This window comes from Gymnodinialimonas ceratoperidinii (genome assembly GCF_019297855.1).
In the GTDB taxonomy this organism is placed as follows: Bacteria; Pseudomonadota; Alphaproteobacteria; order Rhodobacterales; family Rhodobacteraceae; genus Gymnodinialimonas; species Gymnodinialimonas ceratoperidinii.
Window position 1 is genome coordinate 3,437,038 of the sequence record NZ_CP079194.1, and the last position, 16,474, is coordinate 3,453,511.

15 protein-coding genes are annotated in these 16,474 nt (G+C 68.2%); 11 read left to right on the forward strand and 4 right to left on the reverse strand.

All coding sequences use genetic code 11. From position 1 onward, the window contains the following. Positions 1–172: 172 nt before the first annotated feature. A complete protein-coding gene (gene hutC / locus KYE46_RS16495) occupies positions 173–874 on the reverse strand; it encodes a histidine utilization transcriptional repressor HutC (RefSeq protein ID WP_219002190.1) in 702 nt (233 codons plus the stop codon). Then, positions 871–2,235 carry a formimidoylglutamate deiminase gene (locus KYE46_RS16500; protein WP_219002192.1) on the reverse strand — a complete coding sequence of 455 codons (1,365 nt, stop codon included), beginning with the start codon at positions 2,233–2,235 and terminating at the stop codon, positions 871–873. Before KYE46_RS16500 ends, hutC begins: the two co-directional genes overlap by 4 nt. Positions 2,236–2,312: 77 nt before the next feature. Between KYE46_RS16500 and hutI the strand changes: the two genes are divergently transcribed. Genes hutI through KYE46_RS16530 form a run of 6 tightly spaced genes read left to right on the forward strand, consistent with a single transcriptional unit; the run spans position 2,313 to position 9,075 of the window. After that, a complete protein-coding gene (gene hutI, locus KYE46_RS16505; RefSeq protein ID WP_219002194.1) occupies positions 2,313–3,506 on the forward strand; it encodes an imidazolonepropionase in 1,194 nt (397 codons plus the stop codon). Beyond that, a complete protein-coding gene (gene hutH / locus KYE46_RS16510; RefSeq protein ID WP_219002196.1) occupies positions 3,503–5,044 on the forward strand; it encodes a histidine ammonia-lyase in 1,542 nt (513 codons plus the stop codon). Before hutI ends, hutH begins: the two co-directional genes overlap by 4 nt. Continuing rightward, positions 5,041–5,838 (forward strand): N-formylglutamate deformylase, encoded by a 798-nt coding sequence (gene hutG, locus KYE46_RS16515; protein WP_219002198.1) that lies wholly within the window; start codon positions 5,041–5,043, stop codon positions 5,836–5,838. The genes hutH and hutG overlap by 4 nt, the downstream gene beginning before the upstream one ends. Next, on the forward strand, positions 5,835–7,499 hold the full coding sequence (hutU, locus tag KYE46_RS16520) for a urocanate hydratase (RefSeq protein WP_219002200.1): 1,665 nt from the start codon (positions 5,835–5,837) through the stop codon (positions 7,497–7,499). The genes hutG and hutU overlap by 4 nt, the downstream gene beginning before the upstream one ends. Before the next feature lie 24 nt (positions 7,500–7,523). Beyond that, positions 7,524–8,000 (forward strand): VOC family protein, encoded by a 477-nt coding sequence (locus tag KYE46_RS16525; RefSeq protein WP_219002202.1) that lies wholly within the window; start codon positions 7,524–7,526, stop codon positions 7,998–8,000. Positions 8,001–8,034: 34 nt separating this feature from the next. Then, complete coding sequence (locus KYE46_RS16530; protein WP_219002204.1) at positions 8,035–9,075, forward strand: aromatic ring-hydroxylating dioxygenase subunit alpha; 1,041 nt, start codon at positions 8,035–8,037, stop codon at positions 9,073–9,075. A gap of 78 nt (positions 9,076–9,153) precedes the next feature. On the opposite strand, the gene KYE46_RS16535 is transcribed toward KYE46_RS16530, so the two are convergent. Next, a complete protein-coding gene (locus KYE46_RS16535) occupies positions 9,154–9,948 on the reverse strand; it encodes a phytanoyl-CoA dioxygenase family protein (protein ID WP_219002206.1) in 795 nt (264 codons plus the stop codon). Between the two features lie 84 nt (positions 9,949–10,032). On the opposite strand from KYE46_RS16535, the gene KYE46_RS16540 reads away from it, so the two are divergent. Beyond that, positions 10,033–10,905 carry a LysR family transcriptional regulator gene (locus KYE46_RS16540; RefSeq protein ID WP_219002209.1) on the forward strand — a complete coding sequence of 291 codons (873 nt, stop codon included), beginning with the start codon at positions 10,033–10,035 and terminating at the stop codon, positions 10,903–10,905. Positions 10,906–11,193: 288 nt separating this feature from the next. Further along, on the forward strand, positions 11,194–11,814 hold the full coding sequence (locus KYE46_RS16545; RefSeq protein ID WP_219002211.1) for a thermonuclease family protein: 621 nt from the start codon (positions 11,194–11,196) through the stop codon (positions 11,812–11,814). Between the two features lie 22 nt (positions 11,815–11,836). On the opposite strand, the gene rpe is transcribed toward KYE46_RS16545, so the two are convergent. After that, positions 11,837–12,517, reverse strand: a complete 681-nt coding sequence (gene rpe / locus KYE46_RS16550) for a ribulose-phosphate 3-epimerase (protein ID WP_219002212.1) — start codon at positions 12,515–12,517, stop codon at positions 11,837–11,839. A gap of 253 nt (positions 12,518–12,770) precedes the next feature. Between rpe and deoC the strand changes: the two genes are divergently transcribed. From deoC to KYE46_RS16565, 3 genes are read left to right on the forward strand one after another with little or no spacing between them, the layout of a single operon-like run. Next, positions 12,771–13,775, forward strand: coding sequence for a deoxyribose-phosphate aldolase (deoC, locus tag KYE46_RS16555; RefSeq protein ID WP_219002214.1), 1,005 nt, complete (start codon positions 12,771–12,773; stop codon positions 13,773–13,775). Between the two features lie 3 nt (positions 13,776–13,778). After that, positions 13,779–14,060 (forward strand): hypothetical protein, encoded by a 282-nt coding sequence (locus KYE46_RS16560; protein ID WP_219002216.1) that lies wholly within the window; start codon positions 13,779–13,781, stop codon positions 14,058–14,060. Between the two features lie 3 nt (positions 14,061–14,063). Continuing rightward, on the forward strand, positions 14,064–16,412 hold the full coding sequence (locus KYE46_RS16565; RefSeq protein ID WP_219002218.1) for an aldehyde dehydrogenase family protein: 2,349 nt from the start codon (positions 14,064–14,066) through the stop codon (positions 16,410–16,412). The last annotated feature ends 62 nt before the right edge of the window (positions 16,413–16,474 follow it).

Genomic DNA, 16,474 nt, shown 5'->3' on the forward strand with positions numbered 1-16,474 from the left:
TCCCTCCGCGCCCACCATGGGCTTCCGCCCCTTGAATTCGAGTGATTTCTTCACCGTCGCTACCCCTTTGCGCCAAGTGGCACCCGGACCGGCGCGGCATCCTGCGCCTCGGGTCCTGCGTGTCGCGCGCACCCTAGCGGCCTCAGCGCCACAGGCAAGGTCGGGCCCGGAGCTACAGCCCGGTCCGCATCTGGTAGCCCGGCGCGAAGAGCAGCCGCACCTTGGTGACCGAGGCCGCGCCGTCCCATGTCACCCGGTCGATGGTGAACAGTGCCGCGCCTTCCGGGCACAGCAAGGCCTCGGCCATGTCATCGCTGGCGCTGACGGCCGAAAAGGCGATCTCGCCGTGGGTATAGGGCGCGTGGTGCAGCAGCCATTCGTTGGCGCTGATCGCCTCGAAATCCTCCTCCAGCGCGGCGGGGACAACCTCGGTGTTGATCCAGCGGTCTTCCAGCGCATAGGGCGTACCGCTGGCCAGATGCAGCGCGCGCACGTGGAGCAAGGGCACGCGGGAGCCCGTGGCCATCGCGGCGCTCGTCGTGATCGGCGGCACCTGCGTGGCGCGATAGGCCAGCTGGTAGCCATAGGTCTCGCCGCGCTCCTCGATCTCGTGGCGCATGACCGGGATCGTCAGGGTCGCCCGCGCCGCCGGTTGCGCCGCGACCCGCGTGCCGGCCTTGCGGCGACGGTCGAGGATGCCGCTCTCGGCCAGCGACCGCAGCGCGCGGTTCACGGTGGAGCGGGCGCAGCCGAACTCCTCGGCCAGATCGGCCTCGTTCGGGATCAACTCTCCCGGCGCCCATTCGCGCGCATGGATGCGGCGCAGCGCCTCGTCCTGCACGCTTTGCCAGTTTCGGAACGAGGGCGTGCTCATAGGGCGTCTTTCAGGGCGTCGATGGTCTGCTTGTAGGCGGCCACGATTTCCGCGCGGCGCCGGTGTTGCCCGCCTGTTACCATGTGCCGCCCGGCAGACCAAACCTCGCGCACCAGACGGTCGTCCCCGGCAAAGATCCAGGCGTCGAGCGCGGTATCGCCCTCGCGGCCCCAGAGGTGCTTCGACCCGGTGTCGAGCGCCAGCATGTCGGCCCATTGCCCGGTCTCCAGCGCACCGCTGTCGCGCTGCGCCGCCTGCGCGCCACCGGCGAGAATGGCATCATAGAGCCGCCGCCCGGTGGATTTCTCCGCGCTGGCAAAAGCCGCGCGGGAGCCGTCGCGCAGGCGCTGCGAGTAATCCAACGTGCGCAGCTCCTCGGACAGGGCGATGCGGATGTTGCTGTCCGAGCCCACCGCCATCGCGCCGCCCGCCTCCGCCCAGCGGATGCCATCGAAGATGCCGTCGCCGAGGCTGCTCTCGGTAATCGGGCAGAGCCCCGCGACGGCCGCGCTGCGCGCCAGCGCCTCGGTCTCCTGCGGCTGCATCTGGGTGCAATGGATCAGGCACCAGCGCGCATCGAGCGCCATGTTCTCCAGCGCCCATTCCACCGGACGCGCGCCCCATGCGTCCGCCACCTCCGTCACCTCGGCGCGCTGCTCGGCGAGGTGCATGTGGATCGGCCCTTCCGCGAATTGCGCGGCGAAGCGCTTGAGGTCGTCCTGCCCCACCGCCCGCAGCGAGTGCGGCGCGGCGCCCAGCGTGGCGTCCGAGGCTTTCAGCGCCGCGCCCGCCTCCTCGCGCAGCCGCAAGTAGCGCTCGAAATCGTTGCCGAAGCGGATCTGCCCCGGCCCCAGGTCGCGCCCGTCGCAGCCGCCGTATTGGTAGAGCACCGGCAGAAGGCACAGGCCGATCCCGCTCTGATCCGAGGCCGCGACGACGCGCTCGGACAGCTCCGCGAGGTTGTCGTAGGGCACCCCGCCCGGCTGGTGATGCAGGTAGTGGAACTCGGCGTTGCAGGCATATCCGGCCTCAAGCATCTCCATCTGCACGAAGGCGGTGATCGCCTCGATATGCTCGGGCGTCAGCCGGTCGAGGAAGCGGAACATCAGCTGCCGCCATGTCCAGAAGCTGTCGCGCGGGTCCGGCCCGCGCCGCTCGGTCAACCCGGCCATAGCGCGCTGGAAGGCGTGGCTGTGGACGTTGACCGGGGCGGGCAGCAGCATCGGGACGCGCACGGCGTCCGCCGGCGCTTCGACACCTTCCGACACCGCCGCGATCCGGCCCGCGCCGTCCACCGCCACGCGCACATCGCGCGCCCATCCCGAGGGCAACAACGCCGTTTCAGCCCAGATCATCTGCATGGCACGCTCCGCTTGACAGATTATTATGTCTGCACATAAAAACATTAAGCACGCCTATTTGCAAGTGAGTCGCGCCGATGCTTTTGACAAACGCCCATGTTGTGACCCTCGCGCGTGATGCCGATTACGGGCTGATCTCGAATGGCGCCGTGGCGCTGGACGGGGACCGCATCGCCTGGGTCGGCGCCATGGCCGACCTCCCGGCAGAACACCGCGACGTCCCCTCCCGCGATCTCGGCGGGCGTCTGCTGACGCCGGGACTCATCGATTGCCACACCCATGTCGTCTACGGCGGCAACCGCGCCGCCGAGTTCGAGCTGCGCCTCAACGGCGCCTCCTACGAAGAAGTCGCGCGGGCGGGGGGCGGCATCGTCTCCACCGTCACGGCGACCCGCGCCGCCTCGGAAGAGGCGCTGCTGGCCGATGCGCTCACCCGCGTCGATGCGCTGATCGCCGAGGGCGTCACGCTGATCGAGGTGAAATCCGGCTATGGGCTGAGCGTCGAAGCCGAGCTGAAGATGCTCCGCGCCGCCCGCCGCATCGCCGAGGCGCGGCCGGTGGAGGTCGTCACCAGCTTCCTCGGCGCCCACGCCACGCCGCCCGAATACAAGGATCGTCCCGACGCCTACATCGACGAGGTCTGCATCCCCGCCCTGCGCGCCGCCCATGCCGAGGGGCTGGTCGATGCGGTCGACGGCTTCTGCGAGGGCATCGCCTTCGACACGGCCCAGATCGCGCGGGTCTTCGACGTGGCGCGCGAACTCGGCCTGCCGGTGAAGCTCCACGCCGAGCAGCTCTCCAACATCGGCGGCACGCAACTGGCGGCACGCTACGGCGCGCTATCGGCTGACCACGTGGAATACGCCACCGAGGCGGACGCCCGCGCGCTGGCCGCCTCGGGCACCGTGGCCACCGTCCTGCCCGGCGCCTTCTACACCCTGCGCGAAACGCAGGCCCCGCCGATCCAGGCCTTCCGCGACCATGGCGTGCCGATGGCGCTGGCGACCGATTGCAACCCCGGCTCCTCGCCGCTCACCTCGCCGCTGCTGACCATGAACATGGCCTGCACCCTGTTCCGCATGACCCCGCTGGAGGCGCTTCTGGGCATGACCGCCCATGCCGCCCGCGCGCTCGGCCACGGCGACCGTGGCCGCATCGCCCCGGGCCTGCGTGCCGACCTCGCGGTCTGGGACGCGGATCACCCCTCGGAACTGGCCTACCGCATCGGCTTCAACCCGCTCCATTCCCGCATCTTCAAAGGCGCATCATGACCCTCACGCTTACCCCCGGCGCGGCCACACTGGCGCAGTTGCATGACATCTGGGCCAACGGCCGCCCCGCCGCGCTGACCCCCGACTCCCACAGCGGCATCGAGGCCGCCCGCGCGCTGGTCGAGAAGGCCGCCGACGGCGCGGAGGCCGTCTACGGGGTCAACACCGGTTTCGGCAAACTGGCCTCGGTGAAGATTGCGCCCGAGGATGTCGCGACGCTGCAGCGCAACCTGATCCTCTCGCACTGCTGCGGCGTGGGCGAGCCGCTGGACGTCGCCACGACCCGGCTGATGATGGCGCTGAAGCTGCTCTCGCTCGGGCGCGGTGCTTCGGGCGTGGCGATGTCCACCGTGCGCATCATCGAGGAGATGCTGGCCCGAGACGTGACCCCGGTGATCCCCTCGCAGGGCTCCGTCGGAGCCTCGGGCGATCTCGCGCCGCTGGCGCATATGGCCGCCGCGATGATCGGCGAGGGCGAGGCCCTGTTCGAGGGCAATCGGATGCCCGCCGGGGAAGCCCTGGAAAAGGCCGGCCTCACCCCCATCGTGCTCGGGCCCAAGGAGGGGCTGGCGCTGATCAACGGCACCCAGTTCTCCACCGCCTGCGCGCTGGTGGGCCTATGGGGCGCGTGGCGCAACGCGGCGACTTCGGTGCTGACCTGCGCGCTCTCGACCGACGCGATCATGGGCTCCACCGCGCCGCTACAGGATGCCATCCATACCCTGCGCGGGCATGCCGGCCAGATCGCCGTGGCCCGCGCGCAGCGGGCGCTGATGGAAGGCTCCGTCATCCGTGAGAGCCACCGCGAGGGCGACACCCGCGTGCAGGACCCCTATTGCATCCGCTGCCAGCCGCAGGTGACGGGCGCGGCGATGGACCTGCTGCATTTCGCCGGCCGCACGCTGGAGGTGGAGGCCAATGCCGTCACCGACAACCCGCTGGTGCTGGTGGAGGAGGGGCTTATCGTTTCGGGCGGTAACTTCCATGCCGAGCCGGTGGGCTTTGCCGCCGACCAGATCGCCGTCGCCATCTCCGAGATCGGCGCCATCGCCCAGCGCCGGGTGGCGCTGATGGTGGACCCGACGCTCTCCTGCGACCTGCCGCCCTTCCTGACGCCCGATCCCGGCCTCAACTCCGGCCTGATGATCGCCGAGGTCACGACCGCCGCGCTGATGAGCGAGAACAAGCACCTCGCCAATCCCTGCACGACCGACAGCACGCCCACCTCCGCCAATCAGGAGGACCACGTGAGCATGGCCGCCCATGCCGCGCGGCGGCTGGAACGGATGAACCGCAACCTCAACGTGATCCTCGGGGTTGAGGCCATGTGCGGCGCGCAGGGCATCGAATTCCGCGCCCCGTTGGAGACCAGCGCACCGCTGAAATCCGCCATCGCCACGCTCCGCGCCGAGGTGCCGACCCTGGCCGAGGACCGCTACATGGCCCCCTCCCTCGACGCCGCGAGCGCGCTTGTGCGCGACGGCGCGCTGGCCGCCTCGGTCGAACTGCCCGCCTTCGTGAAGGGGGAGGCCCCATGACCCCCGTCAGCATCACCCGCGGCGACGGCCCCCTCGTCCTCGGGCTGCCCCATACGGGCACCCATGTGCCGGACGAGATCGCCGCGCGGCTCAACGACAACGGGCGCAAGCTGGCCGATACCGACTGGCACATCGACCGGCTCTATGCCGACCTCCTGCCCGGCGCGACCACCGTGCGCGCCAATTTCCACCGCTACGTGATCGACGCCAACCGCGATCCGGCGGGCGAAAGCCTCTACCCCGGCCAGAACACCACGACGCTGGTGCCGCTGACCGATTTCGACGGGCAGGACATATGGGACGCGCCACCTTCCGACGAGGACGTGGCCGCCCGCCTCGCCGCCTTCCACGCCCCCTATCACGCGGCGCTGGCGGCAGAGCTGAACCGCGTCCGCGCCCGCCACGGGGTCGCGATCCTCTACGATTGCCACTCGATCCGTTCCGACATTCCCTTCCTCTTCGACGGCACCCTGCCCGACCTCAACATTGGCACCAATCTCGGCCAGACCTGCGACCAGAACATCGAGGCCGCGACACGGGACCTCTGCGAAGCCGCGCCCTATACCTCGGTGCTGAACGGGCGTTTCAAGGGCGGCTGGACCACGCGCCACTACGGGCGGCCCGCCGAGGGCCTGCACGCCATCCAGATGGAACTGGCGCAATCCACCTACCTCGCCGCCGAAGGGCCGCCCTGGACCTATGACGACGCCAAGGCCCGCGCCTTGCGCCCCTATCTCGCCAACATCCTCTCCGCCCTGGCCGACCTGGCCCCGAACCTGGGAGTCTCCCGATGACCAACCCCCGCCACAACCTCCGCGACGTCTACCCGCCCACCGGGACCGAGATCACCGCCAAGAGCTGGCTGACCGAGGCGCCGATGCGGATGCTGATGAACAACCTGCACCCCGACGTGGCCGAGAACCCGCACGAGCTGGTGGTCTACGGCGGCATCGGCCGCGCCGCCCGCACATGGGAGGATTTCGACGCCATCGTGGCCGCGCTCAAGGATCTGGACGAGACCCAGACCCTGCTGGTGCAATCGGGCAAGCCTGTGGGGGTCTTCAACACCCACAAGGACGCGCCCCGCGTACTGATCGCCAACTCCAACCTCGTGCCCCACTGGGCCAATTGGGACCATTTCAACGAGCTCGATAAGAAGGGCCTCGCCATGTACGGCCAGATGACGGCCGGCTCGTGGATCTACATCGGCACCCAAGGCATCGTGCAGGGCACCTACGAGACCTTCATGGAGGCCGGTCGCCAGCATTACGAGGGCAACCTCAAGGGCCGCTGGATTTTGACCGGTGGCCTTGGCGGCATGGGCGGCGCACAGCCCCTGGCCGCGGTCATGGCGGGCGCTTGCTGCCTTGCCGTGGAATGCGACGAGACCCGCGCCGACTTCCGCCTGCGCACCCGCTACGTGGACGAGAAGACCCACAGCCTCGACGAAGCGCTGGAGATGATCGAACGCTGGACCAAGGCCGGCGAGGCGAAATCCGTGGCGCTGATCGGCAACGCCGCCGATGTCTTCCCTGAACTCGTCCGCCGCGGCGTGAAACCCGACATGGTCACCGACCAGACCTCGGCCCACGACCCCGTCCACGGCTACCTGCCCCAGGGCTGGTCCGTCGCCGAGTGGCGCGAGAAACAGGAGAGCGATCCCAAGGCCGTCGAGAAGGCCGCCCGCGCCTCCATGAAGGTGCAGGTCGCGGCCATGGTGGACTTCTGGAACGCCGGCATCCCGACGCTCGACTACGGCAACAACATCCGGCAAGTGGCGCAGGAAGAGGGGCTGGAGAACGCCTTCGCCTTCCCCGGTTTCGTGCCCGCCTACATCCGCCCGCTGTTCTGCCGTGGTGTCGGCCCCTTCCGCTGGTGTGCGCTCTCGGGCGATCCGGAGGATATCTACAAGACCGACGCCAAGGTGAAGGAGCTGATCGACGACCCGCACCTGCACAACTGGCTCGACATGGCGCGCGAGCGCATCTCGTTCCAGGGCCTGCCCGCGCGGATCTGTTGGGTGGGCCTCGGCCTGCGCGACAAGCTCGGCCTCGCCTTCAACGAGATGGTGCGCAACGGCGAGCTTTCCGCCCCCGTGGTCATCGGCCGCGACCACCTCGACAGCGGCTCCGTCGCCTCGCCCAACCGCGAGACCGAGGCGATGCGCGACGGCTCGGACGCCGTGTCCGACTGGCCGCTCCTCAACGCCATGCTCAACGTCGCGGGCGGGGCCACCTGGGTCTCGCTGCACCACGGCGGCGGCGTCGGCATGGGCTTCTCGCAGCACTCCGGCATGGTGATCTGCTGTGACGGGACCGAGGACGCCGACCGCCGCCTGCGCAACGTGCTGTGGAACGACCCGGCCACCGGCGTCATGCGCCACGCCGATGCGGGCTATGAGATCGCGCTGGACTGCGCCCGGGAAAAGGGGCTGAACTTGCCGGGTATTCTTTAGGCATCGGTCTCGAAAGGACAGGTCATGCAGAAGATCAAACCCTGCCTCTGGTTCGATGGCACTGCCGAGGAAGCCGCTGAATTCTACGTCAGCGTCTTCCCCCGGTCCCGCATCACCTCGCGCAACCGCGCCGGGGCCGACTGGCCGGCGGGCCGCGCCGGTGACGTGATCCTTGTCGAGTTCGAATTGAACGGCCAACCCTATCAGGCGCTCAACGGCGGGCCGGACCAGCCGTTCTCCGAGGCCGTCTCGCTCTCTGTCACCTGTGACGATCAGGCCGAGGTGGACCGGCTCTGGGAAGCGCTTTTGCAGGGCGGCGGGTCCGAGATCATGTGCGGCTGGCTGAAGGACCGCTTCGGCTTCCGCTGGCAGATCGTGCCCGCGCGGCTGGAAGAGATGATGCGCTCAGACGACGCGGAGAAACTGGGCCGCGTGACACAGGCGATGTTCTCCATGGTCAAGCTGGACGAGGCCGAACTGGAACGGGCCTTCAACGGCTGATACCGCTCAACACACCGACAACAAAGGAAACCGCATGTTCCTGAAGAACGCCTGGTATGTCGCCGCATGGGATCACGAGGTCACGCGCGAGCTGCAGCAGATCCTCGTGTTGGGCGAGAAGGTCTGCATCTTCCGCACCGAGAAGGGCGAGCTGGTCGCACTGGAGGATGCCTGCCCCCACCGCAAGCTGCCGCTCTCCAAGGGGCGGATCAAGGGCGACACGGTGGAATGCGGCTACCACGGTCTGACCTTCGACTGCGCGGGCAAATGCGTCTGGGCGCCGGGCACCGGGCGCATTCCCTCCAACGCAAACGTCCACGCCTACCCGGTGCACGAGAAATACGGGCTGGTCTGGATCTGGATGGGCAACCCGGCGCTGGCCGATCCCGCCGACATCTTCGAGATCGAGAATTACGACAACCCCGACTGGGGCATCAACCGCGGCGCGGCGATGGAGCTGAACTGCAACTACTTGCTGATGTGCGACAACCTGCTGGACCCCACCCACGTGGCCTGGGTCCACCAGTCCAGCTTCGCCGCCGCCGCCACCCGCGACACGCCGCTGCGGATCACCAAGACCGATGACGGCGTCATCGTGCACCGCTGGATGATGGATCACGAACCCGCGCCCTTCTACAAGAAGGTGGTGGAGTTCGAGGGCAACTGCGACCGCCTGCAACACTACGAGGTCCGCTACCCCTCCCACGCGCTTATCCGCGCGGTCTTCACCCCCGCGGGCACCGGCGGGCCGGACGGCCCCCTGCACGAGAAGACCTTCATCATGGACAGCTACAACTTCATGACCCCCACGACGGAACGGGAGACCCGCTACTACTGGTTCCAGCTCCGCAACATCCGCCCCGATGACGCGGCGCTCTCCCAGATGATGACCGAGGACGTGCAGCACGCCTTCGAGGAAGACCGCGCGGTGCTCAACGAGGTGCAGAAGGGCATGGAGGAGAAGACCTCGCCTCATATCGACCTGCCCATCGACGGTGGCCAGCTCCGCTTCCGCCGTCAGTTGCAGGCGATGATCAACGAGGAGCAGATGGTCGACCGGCAGATGGCCGAGTAACCGGCGGCGCGATCCGCCGGACGCCCGGTTCCACGTCGGTCACGGCCGCCCTTCAGGCCGCGACCGCGCACCGCCTCCTCAGCGTTGGTAGATCACCGGGAACCAGTCCTCGCGCAGCACCTGCCCCGGCACCATGTCGTGGCCGGGAAACGGCGGCGAGGTCGGGCCGGGACGCTCGACGTAGCGCGCATCGTCGCCCAGTAGCCGCAGCGAGAACGCCCGCCGCCGGGTCTGCGTCGTGTTGCCCCGCGCGCCATGCAACGTGCCGTAGTTGAAGGCCACCGCATCGCCTGGCTCCATCTCCCACTCGCGGATGTACATGCCTTCCGCGTCCGGGTCGGGCACCGGCATGTATTCGTCCTCGTTGGGATAGAAGCTCGTCTCCGCCAGCCAACGCGTCGGCAGCACCTGCTTCTCCCAGGCGTGGCTGCCCGCAACGCAGCGCAGGCTGGCGCTGGTGACCGTATCCATCGGCGACCAGAAGCTGACGTTCTGGATGCCATCGACGAAGTAATAGGGCCCATCCTGGTGCCAGGGCGTGGGCTTGGAGGTGCCCGGCTCCTTCACCAGCACGTGGTCATGGAACACCTGCACCCGGTCCGAGCCCATCAGGTCCGCGGCGACCTCGGCGGCGGGGGAGTTGCGGATCACCTCCTCGAACTCGGCGATGCGCGTCCAGTTGCAGTAATCGTCGAAGAAACGCCCACCCTCGCCCGCTTTCAGGTTCTCGGCGGCGTAGGGGCCGGGCTCCTCCATGTTGCGCTCGATCCCTGCGCGAATGGTGTCGATGTGATCGGCGAAAAGACCCTTCACCAACACGACGCCGTCGCGCTGAAAGGTATCGATATGGTCCTGGGTGACGAGTGCGTGCATCGTGGTGATCCTCCTGTTTAGCCGGAGATTAGAAGCGGCGAGGATTAACTTCCAATAATACATGAGAATAGTATTATTAGCCTCATGCTATACCTAACCCTGCGCCAATATGAATATATCGTGGGCGTCGCCGATGCCGGCAGCCTGACCCATGCGGCGGCTGTTCTGAACGTCTCGCAGCCCTCGCTCTCGACCGCGCTGACCCGCGTGGAAGCACGACTTGGCGCGGCGATTTTCCAACGGGGCAAGGGCGCTGCGCTGGCGGTCACGCCCTTCGGCCACCGCATCATCGACGAGGCGCGCAGCCTGCTGGCCCATGCCGCGCGGATCGAAAACCACCGAACCGAGGCGCAGGCGACCTTCACGCTCGGCTGTTTCGAGGACCTCGCGGCCTGGTATCTCGCGCCCTCCCTCGCCAGTCTTGCCGAGCGTTTCCCGGAGACCCGGTTTCAGAGCCGCGAGGGCCGGTTTGCCAGCATCTCCGCCGACCTGTCCGAAGGCCGCATGGATGCCGCGATCTGCTATGATGTGGGCTTCGGTGAGGGCTTTCTGCGCCGCAGGATCCGCGAGGTCTCACCCGTTGCTTTTCTCGCCCCCGATCACCCGCTGGCGACCCGCAGCGCGCTGTCTCTGCACGACGTCGCGGCGCATCCGGTGATCCTGTTCAGCGAGGAGGTCTCGGACGGGTTCATGCGCGATCTCTTCGCCCGCACGCAGCTTGCGCCCGAGGTGCGCCAGCGCGTTGCCTCGGTCGAGACCATGCGCTCCCTCGCCGCCCACGGCGCCGGGATCGGCATCAGCTACGCGCAGCCGCCGACGCAGCTCAGCTACGATGGCAAGCCGCTGGTCACCGTGCCGATCACCGACCCCGAGGCCCGCGCCGCCATCGTGCTGGTCTGGTCTTCCCTGCGCGAGAGGGACCCGCGGTTCGACGCGATCCTTGACGCGCTCGCCTGACGCGGCCGTCCGAATTCTCGCATCACGTTCACGCTTTTTTAACGCGGCCAGAGGACAACCTTCCGCGATGCATCACTCACGGACGGTATGCGCCCCTCCCCCAGACCACCCCCAAAGGGTGCAGGATGGGCGGCCAAGCAGAGCATGCGTGGAGGGGAAACCCCCCTCGGCAGCCGGGCGTGACAACCCGGCTCAGCCACCGATCCGCCCTCCCGGCGGGCCCGCCACTCTTGACCTTGGGTTACCCTTAAGCGTTGATAAGCTTGGGTAAAGAAGATCGGAGCGAGTATGGAAGCGCTGGTGGTGCTGTTCGGCCTTGGGGTCATCGTCTATCTGGCGGTGACAGTCTTTCGCCGTGCCAGCCGCCCGCCGCCGGAGATCCGGCTCGACCAGACCCCCCCGCCGCCCGCACCAGCCCCGCCTGCGCCAGCCCCGCCCGCATCAATCGGCGAGGCCGCGCCCTCACCTCCGCCTCCCGCCCCCTTCTCCGAGCGCACCGCGCACCCCGCGCCGAGCGGCCAGATCCTCTCGGGCCGTGCGTATGTGGTCGATGGCGATACCCTCTTTGGCATCGACGCGCCGGAGATGAACCATCCCTTCGGCAAACGCGCCAAATGGGCGATGTTCGAGTTGTGCAAGAACCAGATCGTGACCGCCGAGGTCACCTCGATCGACGATCACGGACGCACCGTCGCGATTTGTTCGCTCAGCGACGGGCGTGATCTCTCGGCGGAGTTGGTGAAACAGGGGCTGGCGCTGGATTGGCCGAAGTATTCCGGCGGCCTCTATCGCGCGCTGGAAACCCCGGATGCGCGCCGCAAGCTCTGGCTGGCGGACGCGCGGCAGAAGGGGTGGATGCACCTCTGGGACAAGTTCGACGCGCAGCAGGAGGCGAAGGCCGCGCGCTGAAGCCTGTGGGTCGCGCCGCGGCTCAGCCCTCGGCCGCCGCGCGGATGTTGCGGATGTTCTCGCCGTAGGGGGCCGGGTCCTCGACCGAGCCGCCGCGGAAGACGGCAGAGCCCGCCACCAGCACGTCGGCCCCGGCCTGCACCACCGTTCCGGCGGTTTTGGTATCAACGCCGCCATCGATCTCGATATGCACCTCGCGGTCGCCGATCATCCGGCGCAGCTCGGCGATCTTGTCGGACATGTCGATGAAGCTCTGGCCGCCGAAGCCGGGGTTCACGGTCATCACGCAGACCAGATCGCAGAGGTCGAGCACATGGGCCACGGCGCTGGCCGGGGTGCCGGGGTTCAGCGCCACGCCCGCCTTCATCCCCGCGCCGCGGATCGCCTGCAGGGTGCGGTGGATATGGGGGCCCGCCTCCACGTGGGCGGTGAGGACATCGGCCCCGGCATCCGCGTAGGCGTCGATATAGGCATCGACCGGCGAGATCATCAGGTGCACGTCCATCACCGTGCTGACATGGCGGCGCAGCGCTTTCACCATCGGCGGGCCGAAGGTCAGGTTCGGCACGAAGTGGCCGTCCATCACGTCGATGTGGATCCAGTCCGCGCCCTGCGCCTCGACGGCCTGCACCTCGGCCCCGAAATTGGCGAAATCGGCAGCGAGGATCGAGGGGGCGATCTTGATGGAACGGTCAAAAGTCATGGGGCACCTCCGGGTTTGGCGCCTGTTACCGCGCCCGCGCCCCCCTGTCACGCCCCGCGCGGTTGAAACCGGGGATTTCCGTATTTGTGAAAAGATGAAGCAGGGAGGGCGGTGCGTTGCCGCCAGGCGACCGCCATGAGGGCACGGCGGCGCTTGTGACGTTGCGCCCGGCGCAAATTTGACCGATTGGTCAACCTTGCGTTTTTGTGCGGCCCGTGGGACGGTCGGGAAACACTCGGAATCCGATATGCCCATGACCCAGACCACCACGACCGACACGGCCACGACCCGCGCCGACCAGCTTCCGCAGGTCCATCTGCCGCGCAATGCGGGCATGGAGCTCGACATGGATTGGGTGGCCCGCGTGCAGGCCAATACCTCGGCCATCGAACGGCGCGCGGCAAGCCTGCCGGGGCGGCGCTCGGTCAAGAAGGCGCATCAGGCCGCGTGGCTGGCCAAGGCGGTGACGCTGATCGATCTGACGACGCTTGCGGGCGACGACACCCCGGGCCGCGTGCGGCGGCTCTGTGCCAAGGCGCGGCAGCCGGTGCGTGCCGATCTGCTGGAAGCGCTCGGCCTGCCGGCGATCACCACCGGCGCGGTTTGCGTTTATCACGACATGATCGAGGTCGCGGTCGAGGCATTGGCGGGCAGCGGCATTCCCGTGGCTGCCGTCTCCACCGGGTTTCCGGCGGGTCTTTCGCCGTTCCACCTGCGGGTCGCGGAGATCGAGGAGAGCGTGAAGGCGGGCGCCGAGGAGATCGACATCGTGATCTCGCGCCGCCACGTGCTGACCGGCAACTGGCAGGCGCTCTACGACGAGATGCGCGAATTCCGCGCCGCCTGTGGCGAGGCCCATGTGAAGGCGATCCTGGCGACGGGTGAGCTCGGCACCCTGCGCAACGTCGCCCGCGCCAGCCTCGTGTGCATGATGGCCGGCGCCGATTTCATCAAGACCTCCACCGGCAAGGAGAGCGTCAACGCCACGCTTCCCGTCTCGCTCACCATGGTGCGCGCAATCCGCGACTACGAGGCGCGCAGCGGCTTCGAGGTCGGCTACAAGCCCGCGGGCGGGATCAGCAAGGCCAAGGATTCGCTGGTCTACCTGTCGCTGATGAAAGAGGAATTGGGCGATCGTTGGTTGCAGCCCGACCTGTTCCGCTTCGGCGCCTCGTCGCTGTTGGGCGACATTGAACGCCAGTTGGAACACCACGTGACCGGGGCCTATTCGGCCGGGTACCGCCACGGGATCGGGTAGGCGATGCCGATCGACCTCAACCTCGTGCTGCTGGTGATCGTCGTGGGCTTCTGCCTCTGGCTGGTGCTGCGCGTCAGCCGCCCCTTGCGCGAGGAAGCCGGCAAGCTCAGCCCCGAGCAGGCGCGACTGTTCCACCGCACCTATCGCAACAAGGCTGCGCGCACCGACATGCCCGCCGACCTCCGCCCCGTGGCCGAGGCCTCGGACCGCGCCCGCTCCGTGACCCTTGCCGCCTGCGCCGCCAGCGCGGCCTCCATCGCCGCCTACATCTTCATCGGGGGATAACCCATGACCACCGCCACGATTTTCGAGACCATGGATTACGGCCTCGCCCCCGAAAGCGCCGCCGAGGCGCGTGCCTGGCTGCAGGAGCGGGGCGGCATCGCCGGCCATTTCATCAACGGCAAATGGGGTCCGCTGCGCGATGATTTCGCCTCCTCCAACCCCGCCACCGGCGAGAAGCTGGCCGGGGTCACCAAAGGCACCGCCGAGGAGGTTGCCAGTGCCGTGAAGGCTGCCCGCAAGGCGCAGCCCGCCTGGGGCCGCGATGCCCACAAGCGCGCCCGCGTGCTCTATGCCATTGCCCGCCTGATGCAGAAACACTCGCGCCTGTTGGCCACGATGGAGAGCCTCGACAACGGCAAGCCGATCCGCGAGAGCCGCGATATCGACATCCCGCTGGCGATCCGGCATTTCTATTACCACGCGGGCCTCGCACAGCTGCTGCCGGTCGAGATGCCCGGCCACAGCGCGCTTGGCGTCTGCGGCCAGATCATCCCGTGGAATTTCCCCCTGCTGATGCTCGCTTGGAAAATCGCCCCCGCGCTGGCGGCGGGCAACACCGTGGTGCTGAAACCGGCGGAATATACCTCGCTCTCCGCGATGGTCTTCGCCGAGATCTGCCAGGAGGCCGGCGTGCCCGCGGGCGTGGTCAACATCGTCACCGGCGATGGAGAGACCGGCGCCGCCCTGGTCGATGCCGAGGTCGACAAGATCGCCTTCACCGGCTCCACCTCCGTCGGCCGCCGCATCCGCGAGCAGACCGCCGGCAGCGGCAAGAGCCTGACGTTGGAGTTGGGCGGCAAGTCCCCCTACATCGTCTTCGACGACGCCGATATCGACAGCGCCATCGAGGGGCTGGTCGACGCGATCTGGTTCAACCAGGGCCAGGTCTGCTGCGCCGGTTCCCGTCTGCTGGTGCAGGAGAACATCGCCGATGACTTCCACCGCCGCCTGAAGGCGCGCATGGCCAAGCTGCGCGTGGGCGATCCGCTGGACAAGTCCATCGACGTGGGCGCCATCGTCGACCCGGTCCAGCATGACACCATCACCCGGCTGGTCGATGCCTCCGACGGCGAGATCCACAAGGCGCCGGTCGCGATGCCCGAGACGGGCTGCTTCTACCCGCCGACGCTGATCACCGGCCTGCACACCGCCTCTCCACTGATGCAGGAGGAGATCTTCGGGCCGGTCCTCGTCTCCACCACCTTCCGCACCCCGGCCGAGGCCGTGGAGGTCGCCAACAACACCCGCTACGGGCTTGCCGCGACGCTCTGGACCGAGAACGTGAACCTCGCCCTCGATATCGCGCCAAAACTGGTCGCGGGGGTGGTCTGGGTCAATGCCACCAACCTCTTCGACGCGGCCGCCCCCTTCGGCGGCGTGCGCGAAAGTGGCTTCGGGCGCGAAGGCGGATGGGAGGGCCTCTCGGCCTACCTGAAGTCCGACACCAAGCCGATTGCCTGCAAGCCCCTGTCCCCGCCGAAAGCACCCGAGACGCCCGAGGCGGGCGACCTCGACCGCACCGCCAAGATGTACATCGGCGGCAAGCAGGCCCGGCCCGACGGCGGCTACAGCCAGGCGCATTACTCCCGCAAGGGCGCGCTTCTGGGCCATACCGGACTGGGCAACCGCAAGGACATCCGCAACGCGGTGGAGGCCGCGCGCGCGGCCGCGAAATGGGGCGTCAGCTCCGGTCACCTTCGGGCGCAGATCCTCTATTACCTGGCCGAGAACCTCTCCGCCCGCGCCGAGGAATTCGCCACCCGCATCGCCGACAGCCTCGGCACCAGCGCCGGCAAGGCCACGGGCGAGGTGGATCAGGCCATCTCAACCCTCTTCACCGCCGCCGCCTGGGCCGACAAATACGACGGTACCGCCAAGGGCGTTCCCCTGCGCGGCGTGGCGCTGGCGATGAAGGAACCGGTCGGCATCATCGGCATGCTCGCCCCCGACGACAGCCCCCTCCTCGCCCCCACGACGCTCCTCGCCGGCGCGCTCGCCATGGGCAACCGGGTGGTGCTGGCCCCCTCGCAGGCCGCGCCGCTGGTGATGACCGATTTCTACCAGCTGCTCGATACCTCCGACGTGCCCGGCGGCGTGGTCAACATCGTCACCGGCAACCACGCCGATCTCGCGCCGACGCTGGCCAGCCACATGGAGATCGACGCGCTCTGGGCCTTCACCCCCCACGCTGACATGGCCGAGCTCGAGAAAGCCTCGGCCGGCAACCTCAAGCGCAGCTGGACCACCGCCGGCGCCCGCGCGGGCATGCCCGACTGGACCTCACCAGATCTGCGCCCGGTGCTCGAGGCCGCAACCGAAACCAAGACCGTCTGGATTCCTTACGGCGAGTGATCCGCCAAACAGAAAGGGGGAGCACCACCGCTCCCCCTTCACCTTGGTAAATCCAACGCGAC